Raw genomic sequence first — 14,493 nt, 5'->3', positions numbered from 1 at the left:
CTTAAAAGTAATATTAAAATATTTTAGCTTATTTGTTTTATAAAATTATTAAAGGGGTTTTTACATGAAGACACACACTATTCCTGTGGAGGAAACTTTAGAAATTATTCGTGGAAAGTAGTTATTCTTTGTCATTTAAAGAAAGACAAATAGAGAACGTGCGAATTAAAAAAATTAATGTTTGGTATTACACAAAAATAGTAAAAAGTCAGGATGAAAATCGAAATGATTTTTATCCTGACTTTTTATTTAATATATAATTTCAAAAATAAAACTATATACTTTTTATCATAAAAATATATAATAAATATAGAAACGAAAATTTATGAGCAAGGAAGTTGAAGAACATGACATTAACAATGGGCTTTATTGGATTTGGAAAATCAGCTAACCGTTATCACCTACCTTATCTAAAGACACGTAATAATATAAAAGTAAAAACAATTTTTGTACGTCAAATAAATGAAAAATTATCGGCTCCATATGAGGGAAAAGGTGTTTACTTCACTACTGATTTAGACGAATTGTTGAATGACAAAGAAATTCAAGTTGTGACAATTTGTACGCCAGCACATACGCATTATGAATTAGCAAAAAAAGTTATATTAGCTGGAAAATCAGTTATCGTTGAAAAACCATTTTGTGATACAGTAGAACACGCCAAAGAATTATTAGCATTAGGACGAGAGAAAGGCGTAGTCGTTATGCCTTATCAAAACCGCCGTTTTGATGGTGATTTTTTAGCTGTGAAGCAAGTAGTTGAACAGGGATTCCTTGGTGATATTATTGAGATTGAATCACATATTGATTATTTCCGTCCAGGTTCAATCACTCATGAAGCTCCAAAAGAAGAAGGTTCATTTTACAGTTTAGGTATTCATACGATGGACCGCATGATTTCACTATTCGGCCGTCCAAATACGGTGACATACGATATTCGTAATAATGAAGTGGAAGGTGCGGTTGATAACTATTTCGATGTTGGTCTACATTACGGAAATCAGTTGAAGATTAAGCTGAAAACGAACCATGTCGTAGCGAAAGATTATCCACGCTTTATCGTTCATGGAACAAATGGTTCATTTATTAAATACGGTGAAGATCAGCAGGAAAATGATCTGAAAGCGGGTATTATGCCTGAGAGTGCAGGATTTGGTGAAGATTCGCCGATGTACTATGGAATTGCTAAATATCGTAACGCAAACGGTGATTGGATTGAAAAACAAATTAAAACGCCGCTTGGTGATTACGGTCGTTTCTATGATGCAGCGTATGAAACAATCGTAAATGGTGCACCAAAACTTGTGAAAGACGAAGAAGCAGTAACGAATATTGAAATCTTGGAAAACGGATTTGCTGCTCCATCACCTTCTGTTTACAAACTTGAGGCTTTACATTTGAATGAATAGAAGAGGGAATACAGTATAAAGGAGGTATGGAAATGGCAAGTGGATCAACACAAGTAAAATACCTCGGCATTTACCAAAAAATTAAACAGCAAATTTTAGACAGCGAATATAAAATTAACGAAAAAATCCCGAGTAGCCCCGTCCTTGCTGAAGAATTTAGCGTTTCAGCACTTACTATTAAAAAAGCGCTGGATTTGTTAGTCAGAGATGGCTACATCATCCGCAGGCGTGGAAGTGGAACCGTGGTTCAAGATTGGCGTCAACAGGAAAAGGCACGAATGATTCAAACTTTAACAGGTACGAAAGCTGTTTACGGCAGTGAGGTAGAAAGTAAAATTATCGAGTTTACGATTGTCGGTGCCGATGAAATTGTTGCTGAAAAATTGGGAGTTTTAATCGGTGATTTCGTCTATAAAATCATCCGCCTTCGAATCATCCACGGCATTCCGACGATTATGGAGCATACGTGGATGCCGATTTCGGTCATCCCAGGTGTTGAAGCTTCCGTTTTAGAGGAATCGATATACTCACACATTCAAAATAAACTTGGTTTTGAAGTAGGGACATCCGTTGTCAGGGTTAAAGGAGTTCGACCAGATGATCGAGAAAAGCAGTTTATGAACTTAACAAATCAAGATTTCCTAATGAGAGTTGAACAAGTGGCCTACTTAACGGATGGACGCACATTCGAGTACTCTTATGCCGATCATCTACCAGAAACCTTTGAATTTGAAACAGTTATTACCGCAAAAAGTTATAAAGAGACATAAAAAAGGTTGAGGCAAGTAGTGTCTCAACCTTTTTTTATGTCTTCGGTAGAATTTACACAAATAGAGGAATAGGTATCCCGCTATTTGAGGGCAGTGAGACTCCCACCTCAAAATTCAGCGAAAGCAAAGAGGTTAGGTGGGAGTCTCACTGCCCATAAAAGCCCGATTGGTGAAGGCTAATAATCAGTGGGGGGTGAACACCCCCCACTGATTAAAGTTTCACTTTATTATTCATCAGCTGTAATAAGCATGGATGTGTTCCCGTTTTTTTCAAGATGACCTTCTCCCCAAGCGCAGAGGGAATCGAGTATGGCTCCTAAAGATGAACCGTAATCTGTTAAAGAATACTCTACTTTCGGTGGTACTTGATCATATACTTTTCTTTGGATTACATCGTCTTCTTCCAGTTCACGTAATTGCTGTGTTAACATTTTTTGTGTAATACCAGGCATTAAACGTTTTAATTCACTCGTTCTTTTTGTTCCTTTTTTTAAATGACAAAGGATAACAACTTTCCACTTTCCACCAATAACTTCTAAAGTCGCTTCTACAGGAATATTATATGTTTTCATAAAAAAACTCCTTTGATGAATTTAGATGACAGTTTTGGGCCTACATACGTTTGAATACTAAAATTATTTCTTTTTAGTGCCTATAACACTTTAAAGTGCGTACTATTTATTGTGCTAAATATATTCCATAATAGCACATGTAAGCAAGAAATGAGTATAATATACTTTGAAGTGCATTTGAAATTGGTGAGAATAATAACTATGGGGACATTCACACAAAAGAAAACGATTTGTTACGTTGATAGATTTAATCCAAGACTTAACAGTTGATTAATCTAACTGTAAAGTTTAAAATTACAGTATAGTTTTAAGAAGTAAGTTGTCATCGTCTGTAAAATGTAGATACAGTAATTGTATGAAAGCATCATTTTAAAAGGAAACGGATAGTTGAGATAAATTAAACATTGTCGAATAAATAACATTACGTGAATTTGATTCTAAACTGTAATTTTTTTTAATACATTTCAATAATCCATATTTAAAATAATTGTACGTTTGATAAAGAACATTAAAGGAGTGAATAAAATATGGTGATTTTATATACGACAGCAAGCTGTGGTTCATGCCGAAAAGCAAAAGCATGGCTTGAAGAGAATCAAATTGATTATACCGAAAAAAATATCGTATCAAACTCTCTTACAGTCGATGAACTTAAATCAATTCTTCGTTTAACTGAAGAAGGGGCTACTGAAATTATTTCAACTAGATCCAAAATTTTTCAGGAATTAAATATAAATATCGAGGCGCTATCGCTTAATGAATTTTATAAATTAATAATTGAGTATCCTCAAATGTTGCGCCGCCCAATAATGTTGGATGAAAAAAGATTGCAGATTGGTTTTAACGAGGAAGAAATTCGTAAATTTTTACCACGTAGCGTTCGAACAGTTCTGAACATAGAATTGCAAAAGTTGGCTAATTAATAAGTAATATTTCTTAAAGGGAATTTTTGGAAGGGGGAAGCAAGAGATGATTGAAGTATGCGTTACAGTGAATTATAAAAATAGAAACTATCAAACAAATGTTATTGTGAGCAAAGATACGATCTGGACAAAAATTAAACAATTGGCAGAAGATCAAGTTAAGAAACAGTGGGGTTTTTAAGTTTGATTATTTAAAAAATGAAGTTATAGGTTAGAGATTCTAGCTAAATCCAAAACTTTTCAGGGATTAAATATAAATAAGTGAAATTTTTTTGAAAGGAGGAAGCAAGAGATGATTGAAGTATGCGTTACAGTGAATTATAAAAATAGAAATTATCAAACAAATGTTATTGTGAGCAAAGATACAATCTGGACAAAAATTAAACAGTTGGCAGAAGAACAAGTCAAGAAACAGTGGGATTTTTAAAATTATTTTTAGACTTAAAAAACATAAATGATAATAGGTAGTTCAAAAAGATAAATGTAACTAATAGACATCGGTGAGCTCGTATAGAATATAAATGAATGTATTTCTTCATAGTAAAAATTATTTATAAATCTTAACGTTTGACAAACCTATCTGTAATATTTATAGTTACAGTAAGTTGGAAAGTGATTAGCAATTTATATCGTAGGAGGAAGACCATGAACAGTGACTTTACCTTGGCCATTCACAGTTTAACTTATTTAGCACTACAGCCAGACCGGATGTCAACAAGCAATGCTATTTCAGAAAGTGCAGGTGTTCATCCAGTACGCATTCGCAAAGTGCTAAGTTTGTTAAAAAAACATAAGTTTATACAATCAAAAGAGGGAATTGGTGGAGGTTTTATTTTCGCTCGAGATTTAAGTGAAGTTAATCTCTGGCATATTTATCAAATAACCTCAGAAGGTGCTTTGCAACCTAAATGTCCAGAATCGAATGACCAGTGTATTGTAGGTTCGAATATGCGAAAAGTTCTTTTCACTATTTTCTTAGGTGCTGAAGAACATCTAGGTGAATATTTAAAGAACTATACGATGAAAGAAGTAGTCGATCTAATCAATCAAGAACGATAAACGGCTTAATTTCTATATGGCCGTGGAGTTCTTAATATCTAAATGTAATGGAAAATATTACAGTTCGAGTTGTTTTGTCTATCTTGTTTGTCGTCTCTAAAAAACGAGGAACGAATCCTAATAAATTAATTCTAAAATCATTTGTAGGAAGGTGAAAAAGTATGATGTCAAATAATCCTGTTTTAAAAGTAGGAGATTGGGTTCGAGGAATATCAGTAGAGGGTGAATTAATACTTGGTTATATTGAATCATTTGATCATGTAGGGGAAGTAGTTAAGGTTAATGTTGTTAAATGTGACAACAGAGATACAATAAGTAGAACAATGTCCTTTTTAAGTAAACACGTAAAAAAACTCCCTGAATCAAAAGCAATAAACAAGGAACAAATCCTTTATCTTATAGATCTTGCATTATTAACAGGGGATGAAGAATGGTTTATCAAGCTTTCTTCAAAATTAAATTCGATAAACGAGCTAGTGAATGGGGGAGTTTAAAAATTATATTAAATATAATTTTTTTTGGAATCTTTAGTTGTGATAAAATCAATTGTTTTGTGTGAAAAAAACCCATTAAATCAGGGAGTTCAGGAGAAATTCAATAACATGATTTATAAAATTAATATTTTAAAGTAAAAGCATTTCTTTGTAATGAGAAATGCTTTTTATTTTTGTTGAAATGAAAAGGATATTATATTAACAATAATAATATAATAAAAAACAACTAATATTTATTGTTAAACAATAAATGGTGTGATAAAATCATTTTGTTATTAAATAAGCGAGGTGCTTTTATGAAACAAGTTACGACACTCTTTTTAAAGCTAGCTATTATTTTTATAGGAATCCTAGTCCTTGTATTGTGCATATTTTTAGTGCCTAAGATTGGGGATTTTGCTGGAGAATTGTATCCAAATATTGCTTATATGAAATCTCTCGTTTTAATCGATATGTACGCGGCAGCGATACCTTTTTACCTTGCTCTGTATCAAGCATTTAAACTTTTAAGCTATATTGATAAGAACGAAGCGTTCTCGGAATTATCGGTAAAGGCTTTAAAGAATATTAAATACAGTGCCATCACGATTAGTACCTTGTACTTGCTAGGTATGCCACTCTACTATCTTATGGCGGCAAGAGTTGACCCTCCAAGTTTTATACCAATTGGATTGGTTATTATTTTCGCCTCTATGGTAATTGCCGTTTTTGCTGCTGTTCTACAAAGACTTTTACAAGAAGCTATTAATATAAAATCAGAAAATGATTTAACGGTCTGAGGTGGAGGATATGGCAATCATTATTAATATTGATGTGATGTTAGCAAAACGAAAAATGAGCGTAACGGAGCTTTCAGAGAGGGTTGGGATTACGATGGCAAATCTTTCTATTTTGAAAAACGGGAAAGCAAAAGCGGTTCGTTTTTCAACATTAGAAGCGATATGTAAGACTTTGAATTGTCAACCAGGTGATATTTTGGAGTATAAAAGAGACGAAGAGAATCAATAAAAATAGACAATGATTATTTTGTAAATAAGCCTTCCATATGGGGGGCTTATTATATTTTTCGGCTTAGCGTAGTTTTTGTAAAATGCTAGCGGGTTTCCTTATTGTCATCAAGTTAAAAAACGTATTGTCCGAAAAATGAGTTCAATTCTTATAGAAAACTTTGGTGGAAAAGAGATATCACTTTCCAATAAATGTATATAAATTCGGTATTGATAATATATATCCCGAAAATTTATTTTTCTATTTTGGAAATGTATTCATTAATTATTTATTACAATAGTTTTAGCGTATGAGGTGGAATGCATTAAGTAACTGGTATATCTTAAAAAAATGGAAAAAATTACTGCATTATGGCTGAAATTCATTATATATTGAAAATTTTTCCTGGTAAAAAAATCTGAAAATATAAAAATATTAATTTTATAAATATACACGTTATAATGAGGGCGTCGAGAGAAAATTTATTATCTCTGGAGAAAATATAAAAAATGCGATTACTAGTAAGAAAGGTGTGTGATTAGAGGCGGAAATGTATGTAAAGTGCTTCAGTGGCTTGTGTAATCAATACCATAAATGCTGCCGAAGTTATTAAAGTGATGTGTAGAATTGAGAAAGAAATGCCTCATAAATGAAGAGAGGCCGGTTTAGCTGAAATTACTGTTATAAGTAAAAAAAGAGAAACCACTAAAGTAATACACCGTTATTAGAAATGTTGCAACGTATTTATGAAGTCTATTCTATATTGTTCTCTTAAGGGTTCTTTATATAAAGAGCGGATACTACGAGTAAACTTTTTTGTTAACGCTAACAATTATATTAGGACGCTAACTAGCGAATGTTTCAATTTGGATTCATTATGATGAAGGACATGCAATGTGGGGCAACTTGTAAGGAATTCATTTTCCAAAAAAGGAAGATATTCGTTAGCTATAAAGAGAGACGTAAGAATAGGATACAAGGGGGAGTTATTATATGAACGGGAATACTGCAAAGAAAATAGAAGTTCAAGCTGAAAATACCGCACTAAAAAATGAGCAATATGCAGATCCGAAAAAGTGGCATAAGCAGGATACTACATGGGCATTGAGCCTATTTGGAACTGCAATTGGAGCGGGGGTGCTCTTTTTACCGATTAATGCAGGTTCAGGTGGTTTATTATCATTACTACTAATTACATTGCTTGCATATCCAGTTATGTATTACTCACATAGGGCACTTGCTAAAATGATATACGCTTCTAATTCTGCTGATGAGGGGATCACAGGTACAATTAGAGAGTATTTCGGAAATAAAGCGAGTATCATTTTTAACATCGTATATTTCGGTTCAATTTATACAATCGTACTAATGTATTCGGTTGCGCTTACAAATACTGCAAGTAGTTTTATCGTGCATCAATTGCACATGCCAGAACCTCCAAGGGCTATTTTATCACTTGTATTAGTTCTTGGTCTTATCGCTATACTGAATTTTGGTCAAGATATTACTGTAAAGGTAATGAGTATGCTAGTGTATCCTTTCATAGCTTCTCTACTTTTTATCGCAATATCTTTAATTCCACAGTGGAATACGTCAATGCTTAGTTTTTCAGCTGTTTCTACTGCTTCAACAGGTACAGGCTATTTTGGAACGATATTAATGATTCTACCAATCATCGTATTCTCATTTAATCATTCACCTATGATTTCATCATTTGTTGTGAAACAGAGAGCTACGTATGGAATAGAAGCTACTGATGCTAAATGTGCGCAAATACAAAAAGTTTGTTATATCATGACATTCGCTGTAGTTATGTTCTTCGTTTGGAGTAGTACATTAAGCTTGACTCCAGAGGATTTAAAAATGGCAAAAGAGCAAAACTTATCAATCCTTTCATATCTTGCTAATGAGCTTAATTCACCTGTAATCACTATTGCAGCTCCAATCATTGCTTTTGTGGCTATTACAAAATCTTTCCTTGGCCATTATATCGGAGCATTTGAAGTAATGCGTGACATGATTATTAAGTTCGGTAAATCACGTGGAAAAGATATAGAAGAAAAAACAATTAAGACAATCGTCCTTACTTTTGTTGTATTATCATGCTGGTTTGTTGCTTATACAAATCCAAGTATTCTTGGACTTATTGATTCTCTAAGCGGTCCATTAGTTGCTGCTATCTTATGTCTATTACCGATGTATGCAATCAATAAAGTACCAGTACTAGCTAAATACAAAGGGAAAATGAGTAACGTATTTGTTATTATTGTAGGTGTACTTACTGTTTTAGCAAGTATTAAGTCATTATTCTAATTCACGATTGTTAATTTTAGTGTGAAAATAGTGGACACGAAAAACTTTTTGGACAAACTTCTCGCATTGGAGAGTTTGTCCTTTTTTAGTCATTCCATCAACTTGCCGACAAACAGCCATCTTCCAGGCAGAAGATGGCTTGTTTCGGTATTAATTTATTTTAACTATTCACGTCTGAATGGCCCTTTTGGAGCAATTAGCTCTAAATTAGTACCATCTGGATCGGGGAAGTAGGCAACTCCTGTACCAAATCCAGATTTCTAGCCGTCTTCTTGAAAGATAATTGGTTCGTCATATGGTGCTATCCTATGCCCATCAAGCTAACAAAATGGATTGCCTCTGAAACAAAAAATGATTTTTATTACTATAAAAAACGTAAAGTATCTGTTTTTAGAAAAAATTAATTTTTATAAATTGATGGAGATATAACTCAATTCTTTTATATATTTAGTTAAATATGATTGTCAGAATGAACTTAAAGTAATTATGATTTCTAGAAATGCGAACTGATGTTTTGAATTGGTTTAAAGTTGCTGGAACAAAATAAAACCAATTGAACAAAAGAACTTGCAAAAATAAAAAGAGAGATGTATATTAATTGATATATCAATAATTGATATATCAATTAATATTTTGACAAGAAAGAAAAGGAACATTTTATGAAGGAAATGTTCGTAAATATCAGTGGAGAAGAACGCAAAATACTTATTCATGTTCTATTACAGATGCAAAAAAATGTAGAGAATATTAAAGAATAGAGAGTGTAGGGGGCAGAATAGTGTGGAAATAATCGTAGCTATTTTAGTCGGGATCGTAGCATTAGAACATTTGTTTATCATGATCCTTGAAATGTTTTTTATTGATTCAAAAGTAGCGAAACGTGCTTTCAAATTACGGAAGCATTTAGAAGGAGATCGAAACGTAGCCATTATGTTTGCAAACCAAGGCTTATATAATGGATTTTTAGCGGCTGGTCTCATTTGGGGACTTGTACTTGGGCTCAATCCAATTGGTTATATGGTCCAATTATTTTTCGTGATTTGTGTGGTGATAGCAGCTATTTTCGGAGGTTTCACATCTAATAAATCAATTATTGTGAAACAAGGACTTCCAGCTGTTTTAGCACTAGTTGCTCTTTTATCTATAATATAGAATCAAAGTTTCTCAATAAAAGAACTCATTTTTGAAAAATACGCTATTCTTTCTGTAGAATCATAGGAAAGGATGGCGTTTTTGTATGTCTATTTCTATATGTAGTGAATTATAACTATTCCCTCAAGGGACTCAACTGCTTTTCAACTTTTGGATACATTTTCATCCATCTTTGTTTCCTCCTATTGTTGGATAGTGTAATAATTGATAAAAATTTTGATGACATTGGATTATAACGATTGATCAAAAAAGTTAGTGATTAAAAATATTATTCTTTAGTACATACATTTTTAAGATGTTAAATATATTTCATAATAGTCTCTGTAAGATAGGGATAAGTAGAATAGTACTTTTTATAACTTTGAATATCATTCATAATAGCACCAGTAAGAAGAAAACAAGCTTTACGGTACTACTATTTACCAACGATGTTACAGCAGTTTATTTAGAATCAGATTGATTAAAAGGTTGTACTATATGGCCTAATAATTTCGAAAAAATGCCAGAGTGGCATAAAACGATTATGGAGGTTAAAGATATGAGTACTTCAAATTTGAATGAAATTAGTAAACAAATTTTAAAAGAGGAGGAAACACTTCAATTTTCCTCTTTTACAAATGAAGATGCCTTGCAACTAGGTTTATTTATCGTTGAAACAGCAAAGCGAGAGGGGAAATTGATTGCTGTTGATATAACAAAAAACGGTGTGCAATTATTTCATTTTAAGATGACAGGGACAAATGCGGAAAATACGAAATGGATTGAGCGTAAAAAACGAGTTGTTTCCCTGCATGATCATAGCTCTTATTATATGCAGATACAAAGTGAAATAACTGGAATCTCATATAATGAAAAATATCTTTTAGATACTTCGGAATATGCTGCGTTTGGTGGGTGCTTTCCTATCAGAGTAAAAAACGTAGGAGTTATTGGAATGATAACAGTTTCAGGATTGCCGCCAGAAGAAGATCACGAATTGGTAATAAGAGCAGTTAAACATCATTTGAATCAATAATAAAAGTAAATTCAATTGTTAAATATAGAGACAAAAACGAACACATTCCTGTTCGTTTTTGTGTTTTTTATTGTTTGTTTGCTGTAAGAGTATGGATGTTAAAACAGTATTAAAGTTTGACATGTAATTTATAAGATGTTAATCATTAAATAAGTGACGGGTATAGTTTTTAATACTATTCATTGGTAATGTTTAGCTGAATTTAAATTAAAACTGTAAAAAGCCAGGTAATGTGTTATTCATGCTACCTGGCTTTTTTGACCAGCAATTTAAGGTTATTTTCATATTTGTGTAAATATGAAACAAGCAGGATACATGAATAGAGAATGGGTAAAATAGTACCGAATGATCACTAGATTGTCTCAACGATGTTATAAAATGTTTTTTTAGTAAACTAAAGTGGTTTAAATGAAGCAGTTTAGTTAGATTCAGAATGACTAGCAATTGGTGTTATGGAGTTCAATGATTCAAAAATGAACTCATTTTAACCCATATTATCTTCGCAATATATCATTTTGAAGAATATTAAAAATTAGGAGGAAATGAATTATGACAAAAGATTTCTATACCGCACTGAAAGAAAGACGTACTTACTATGGAATTAATAAAGAGGTACAAGTATCAGATGAAAAAATTAAAGAAATCGTGGAGTTTACTGTGAAACATACTCCATCAGCTTTCAATTCTCAAACTGCGCGATTAGTTGTATTATTTGGTGAAGCTCATGATAAATTATGGGATATTACAACTGAAACATTAAGAAAAGTAGTTGGAGATGGAGATTTTTCAGGAACGCAACAAAAAATGGATTCTTTTAAAGCTGGTTATGGAACAGTATTATTCTTTGAAGATGAGGCTATCGTTAAATCGCTTCAAGAAAAATTTGCTGCATATGCTGAAAACTTCCCAATTTGGTCACACCAAGCATCAGGTATGCACCAATTAGTCGTGTGGACAGGTTTAGAAGCTGAGGGATTAGGGGCATCTTTGCAACATTATAATCCATTAATTGATGATGAGGTAAAACAAGAATGGAATGTTCCTGCTAATTGGAAACTAATTGCACAAATGCCATTTGGTAATCCAACAGCTGCACCAGGTGAAAAAGAATTCCAACCGCTTGAAGAGCGTGTGAAATTTCATAAATAATAAACATTATTCATAAGGAATGAGTAAAAAGATTCTAGTTATTAATTCAATCACAAGTGTAACGATATATATTAAAAAAAACACGAAGACATTTAAGTCTTCGTGTTTTTTTGATTAATTTTTGAAAGTGATAAAGGAGTATAGGCAAAGATATTTTATTATTAAATGTTAAATATTTGTATATCTAAAATTACATATATCTAATGATTGATAATCATGAATTAATGTAACTATAATAATTACACTGGGAAATAACTTATGGACTACAGTTTTAAGTAACGAAGGAGGAATTTGTTTTATTGTATTTTGTATATAAAAAATAGAAAAGGAGATATGCAAATGAAAAGATTACTTGTTATAGGCATAATGTATACAATGTTTTTCCTCATAGGAAATATACACTTACATGCTGATGAACGAACAAATGTAAAAGAAATTACTAGTTTAGAAGAGCCTACTTGGATATTTCAGGCGGGCATAAGTAAGGGGAAATATCATGATCGACATGATTTAGGATTTATTTTGCAGAGAAATACACCATTAAAGGTAAGACAAACGAATCCTAATTTTAAAGACAAATTAACAGTACGTTTATTGTCTAATGACTCAAAAAATGAAAAATCCATACAAGTAGGAAATGAATGGATTACGATTCAAGGCGATACGCCTTTAGTTCCTTTCATAGATACTCCGTATGGTGAAGAGCACGCTACACTTGAGTACCAAATAGGAAATGAAAGTTCTACTAAGCCTCTTCCCATTTATAAACAACAAGGAAGTGTATCTCAATTTTTTAGTACATGGGATCAATTTGATGGGGAGTATGCGTTAATTCAAGGGGAGAGTTTTCAATTATTTGTACCTAAAAAAGATAAAGAGTTAGTAAGATCTTTAAAAGATTTTCAATCGTTGGATGAGTTAATTGCATATTATGAGGATATTTTTGCGATGTATGATTCAATTATTGGTTTAGATGGCTCAACGGTTGAAAATAAAAAAAGTCAAAATCGTTATTTCTTAAAAGCAGATATATCCGGTGCTGGCGGTGCCTATTATGGCGCAAATTGGACAGCCAATAGTACAGATAGTACAAAGATGTGGTTAGATAAACTAAGTTGGGGAACTTTACATGAAATCGCTCATGGATACCAAGCTGGTTTTGATAATCAAGGAATATTTACAGGAGAAGTTTCTAATAATCTATTTGGTGTTCAATATCAATATAGTAAATACAGCAAAAAAGCAGATCAAGTTGGTTGGTTGTTTAATTTTGGGAAGAAGGAACAAGTAGAACGGAATTTATACAATTCTTTAATGAAAGAAAATAAAAATTATGATGACTTAGATTTACGACAAAAACTTATTCTTTTAACGATGGCGAAACAAAAAGCTGGCGATGAAGCTTTTGCGAAAATGTATCAAGGTTATCGAAAACTAGCTAGCAATACAGCTTTCAAAAAAGGTGACCATTCTTTACCAGATTTAATGAATCAGTATTATAGTGAGAATGGACAAGTTGATTTTACACCTGTCTTTGAAAGATGGTGCTTTAAACTTAATAATAAACAAATAGAGATTAATAGGGCGAAAGGTTATCCGGCTGTTACTTCTTTAGCTTATATAGTGCCTGAATCACAATTAGTTAAAGCAAGAGCACTAGTTGATCCTGAGATTCCGATAAACTCCAACTTTGAAATAGTTACAAATCAGCAAATTGCTTCACTTGGGCTAAAAGGGAATTTGCATATCCATTTAAATACAAATGAAATAGATACATTGAAAGGAGGAAAAATTAAATTAAAAGAAGGGAATAAAGTTATTCAAGAGAAAACAATTGAAACAACAGATATCAATTTACAAGACGTACCAAATGGAGTTTATACAGTTGAGATTTCAGGTGGAAAAACGGATAGTATGTACCATTTTAGTTCGTATTATACCTATATAAAGGAAAAAGATAATAGTCTAACCATTGATATTAACGAAATGAAAGTGAGTAAGTTGGTAAATGAAACGATTCAATTCCTAGGATTAGGAGATGACCAGTTTGCCGAATTAAATACAGACTTAGAGCAAGATCAAGCTGTTTTTACGGTTACTACTAAAACGCCTCATAGCTATTATGCAGGTGAAAAATACGCATCAATAGAGGTGTTTAATAATAAGGGGGAAAAAATTTATACGAAAGAAATGGAAGGAACAAATGTAACGATTGTAAAAGATACAGTTCCACTAAAAGAAGGATATAGAATTAAAATCTATCATGATGAAATTAAAAAACGATTAACTAGTAAAGCTACTATTATGAATCCTATGAATAAAACAAATGAATTTATAATGACAAAATGGGGATTGAAAAATACTTATTTGCAAAATAATCCGGAAGAAAATCTTATGCAAAGAATTGATGAAGAAATGGAAGCAATTATAAGTAATCCTGTTTTAAAAGAGATACCAATGCAAAAATTAGAAATGAAAAAGAATGTGTGGATGGCAATAAATATGTTATCAGAACCACAAAAAATACTGTATATGAATAAATATAAAGATAGTTTATATAATGAGTAATTTTTGAGAAATGAATGGAATCTATCCATATTATGAGGAAGCACAATTCATAAACAGTAGATAAACATAGATAGTTTGAAAT

General features: G+C 32.1%; 15 protein-coding genes and 1 pseudogene. 14 read left to right on the top strand and 2 right to left on the bottom strand.

The features are described from left to right. Positions 1-347 precede the first annotated feature (347 nt). Together BTOYO_RS03115 and BTOYO_RS03110 are read left to right on the top strand one after the other, a co-directional pair. Entirely contained in the window at positions 348-1,409 is a 1,062-nt protein-coding gene (locus BTOYO_RS03115; protein WP_000176605.1) for an oxidoreductase, read from the top strand. A gap of 32 nt (positions 1,410-1,441) precedes the next feature. Then, positions 1,442-2,179, top strand: coding sequence for a GntR family transcriptional regulator (locus BTOYO_RS03110; protein WP_000146293.1), 738 nt, complete (start codon positions 1,442-1,444; stop codon positions 2,177-2,179). Between the two features lie 227 nt (positions 2,180-2,406). On the opposite strand, the gene BTOYO_RS03105 is transcribed toward BTOYO_RS03110, so the two are convergent. After that, entirely contained in the window at positions 2,407-2,751 is a 345-nt protein-coding gene (locus BTOYO_RS03105) for a winged helix-turn-helix transcriptional regulator (protein ID WP_000860824.1), read from the bottom strand. A gap of 527 nt (positions 2,752-3,278) precedes the next feature. Here BTOYO_RS03105 and spxA point away from each other — a divergent pair. The 8 genes from spxA to BTOYO_RS03065 all read left to right on the top strand — a co-directional run bounded on the left by spxA (position 3,279) and on the right by BTOYO_RS03065 (position 8,527). Further along, on the top strand, positions 3,279-3,674 hold the full coding sequence (gene spxA, locus BTOYO_RS03100; protein ID WP_000236192.1) for a transcriptional regulator SpxA: 396 nt from the start codon (positions 3,279-3,281) through the stop codon (positions 3,672-3,674). 46 nt (positions 3,675-3,720) lie between these two features. Next, positions 3,721-3,855 (top strand): BA3454 family stress response protein, encoded by a 135-nt coding sequence (locus BTOYO_RS03095; protein ID WP_000573525.1) that lies wholly within the window; start codon positions 3,721-3,723, stop codon positions 3,853-3,855. A gap of 111 nt (positions 3,856-3,966) precedes the next feature. Beyond that, the gene (locus BTOYO_RS03090; RefSeq protein WP_000573526.1) at positions 3,967-4,101 is read left to right on the top strand and encodes a BA3454 family stress response protein; all 135 of its coding nucleotides are present in this window, start codon (positions 3,967-3,969) and stop codon (positions 4,099-4,101) included. A 218-nt stretch (positions 4,102-4,319) separates the two neighbouring features. Next, the gene (gene saiR / locus BTOYO_RS03085; protein ID WP_001083461.1) at positions 4,320-4,733 is read left to right on the top strand and encodes an Rrf2-family transcriptional regulator SaiR; all 414 of its coding nucleotides are present in this window, start codon (positions 4,320-4,322) and stop codon (positions 4,731-4,733) included. A 161-nt stretch (positions 4,734-4,894) separates the two neighbouring features. Next, positions 4,895-5,227, top strand: coding sequence for an IDEAL domain-containing protein (locus BTOYO_RS03080; RefSeq protein ID WP_000987479.1), 333 nt, complete (start codon positions 4,895-4,897; stop codon positions 5,225-5,227). Between the two features lie 296 nt (positions 5,228-5,523). Beyond that, positions 5,524-6,006, top strand: a complete 483-nt coding sequence (locus BTOYO_RS03075; RefSeq protein WP_000815889.1) for a DUF2975 domain-containing protein — start codon at positions 5,524-5,526, stop codon at positions 6,004-6,006. A 10-nt stretch (positions 6,007-6,016) separates the two neighbouring features. Further along, entirely contained in the window at positions 6,017-6,235 is a 219-nt protein-coding gene (locus BTOYO_RS03070; protein WP_000974630.1) for a helix-turn-helix domain-containing protein, read from the top strand. A 972-nt stretch (positions 6,236-7,207) separates the two neighbouring features. Next, positions 7,208-8,527: an aromatic amino acid transport family protein gene (locus BTOYO_RS03065; RefSeq protein WP_001014167.1), complete on the top strand. Its 1,320-nt coding sequence runs from the start codon at positions 7,208-7,210 to the stop codon at positions 8,525-8,527. 164 nt (positions 8,528-8,691) lie between these two features. Here the strand turns inward: BTOYO_RS03065 and BTOYO_RS25850 are convergent. Next, positions 8,692-8,820: pseudogene (locus BTOYO_RS25850) on the bottom strand (VOC family protein); the annotation flags it as partial. A gap of 487 nt (positions 8,821-9,307) precedes the next feature. On the opposite strand from BTOYO_RS25850, the gene BTOYO_RS03060 reads away from it, so the two are divergent. The 4 genes from BTOYO_RS03060 (at position 9,308) to BTOYO_RS03045 (ending at position 14,411) form a co-directional block, all read left to right on the top strand. After that, complete coding sequence (locus BTOYO_RS03060) at positions 9,308-9,679, top strand: DUF1304 domain-containing protein (protein ID WP_000402901.1); 372 nt, start codon at positions 9,308-9,310, stop codon at positions 9,677-9,679. Positions 9,680-10,178: 499 nt separating this feature from the next. Further along, positions 10,179-10,694, top strand: coding sequence for a heme-degrading domain-containing protein (locus tag BTOYO_RS03055; protein ID WP_002039094.1), 516 nt, complete (start codon positions 10,179-10,181; stop codon positions 10,692-10,694). Positions 10,695-11,243: 549 nt separating this feature from the next. After that, entirely contained in the window at positions 11,244-11,843 is a 600-nt protein-coding gene (locus BTOYO_RS03050) for a nitroreductase family protein (protein WP_000158953.1), read from the top strand. 339 nt (positions 11,844-12,182) lie between these two features. Continuing rightward, positions 12,183-14,411 (top strand): putative mucin/carbohydrate-binding domain-containing protein, encoded by a 2,229-nt coding sequence (locus BTOYO_RS03045; protein WP_000826217.1) that lies wholly within the window; start codon positions 12,183-12,185, stop codon positions 14,409-14,411. Positions 14,412-14,493 lie beyond the last annotated feature (82 nt).

Source organism: Bacillus toyonensis BCT-7112, assembly GCF_000496285.1.
GTDB lineage: Bacteria > Bacillota > Bacilli > Bacillales > Bacillaceae_G > Bacillus_A > Bacillus_A toyonensis.
Note: the sequence above shows the minus strand (reverse complement) of the source record. Positions and strands in the feature narration are given on the sequence as shown.

What these genes read in the sequence shown, in the direction of transcription:
- BTOYO_RS03115 (WP_000176605.1), top strand. Translation starts at nt 348, where the DNA reads ATGACATTAACAATGGGCTTTATTGGATTTGGAAAATCAGCTAACCGT.
- BTOYO_RS03110 (WP_000146293.1), top strand. Translation starts at nt 1,442, where the DNA reads ATGGCAAGTGGATCAACACAAGTAAAATACCTCGGCATTTACCAAAAA.
- BTOYO_RS03105 (WP_000860824.1), bottom strand. Translation starts at nt 2,751, where the DNA reads ATGAAAACATATAATATTCCTGTAGAAGCGACTTTAGAAGTTATTGGT.
- spxA (WP_000236192.1), top strand. Translation starts at nt 3,279, where the DNA reads ATGGTGATTTTATATACGACAGCAAGCTGTGGTTCATGCCGAAAAGCA.
- BTOYO_RS03095 (WP_000573525.1), top strand. Translation starts at nt 3,721, where the DNA reads ATGATTGAAGTATGCGTTACAGTGAATTATAAAAATAGAAACTATCAA.
- BTOYO_RS03090 (WP_000573526.1), top strand. Translation starts at nt 3,967, where the DNA reads ATGATTGAAGTATGCGTTACAGTGAATTATAAAAATAGAAATTATCAA.
- saiR (WP_001083461.1), top strand. Translation starts at nt 4,320, where the DNA reads ATGAACAGTGACTTTACCTTGGCCATTCACAGTTTAACTTATTTAGCA.
- BTOYO_RS03080 (WP_000987479.1), top strand. Translation starts at nt 4,895, where the DNA reads ATGATGTCAAATAATCCTGTTTTAAAAGTAGGAGATTGGGTTCGAGGA.
- BTOYO_RS03075 (WP_000815889.1), top strand. Translation starts at nt 5,524, where the DNA reads ATGAAACAAGTTACGACACTCTTTTTAAAGCTAGCTATTATTTTTATA.
- BTOYO_RS03070 (WP_000974630.1), top strand. Translation starts at nt 6,017, where the DNA reads ATGGCAATCATTATTAATATTGATGTGATGTTAGCAAAACGAAAAATG.
- BTOYO_RS03065 (WP_001014167.1), top strand. Translation starts at nt 7,208, where the DNA reads ATGAACGGGAATACTGCAAAGAAAATAGAAGTTCAAGCTGAAAATACC.
- BTOYO_RS03055 (WP_002039094.1), top strand. Translation starts at nt 10,179, where the DNA reads ATGCCAGAGTGGCATAAAACGATTATGGAGGTTAAAGATATGAGTACT.
- BTOYO_RS03050 (WP_000158953.1), top strand. Translation starts at nt 11,244, where the DNA reads ATGACAAAAGATTTCTATACCGCACTGAAAGAAAGACGTACTTACTAT.
- BTOYO_RS03045 (WP_000826217.1), top strand. Translation starts at nt 12,183, where the DNA reads ATGAAAAGATTACTTGTTATAGGCATAATGTATACAATGTTTTTCCTC.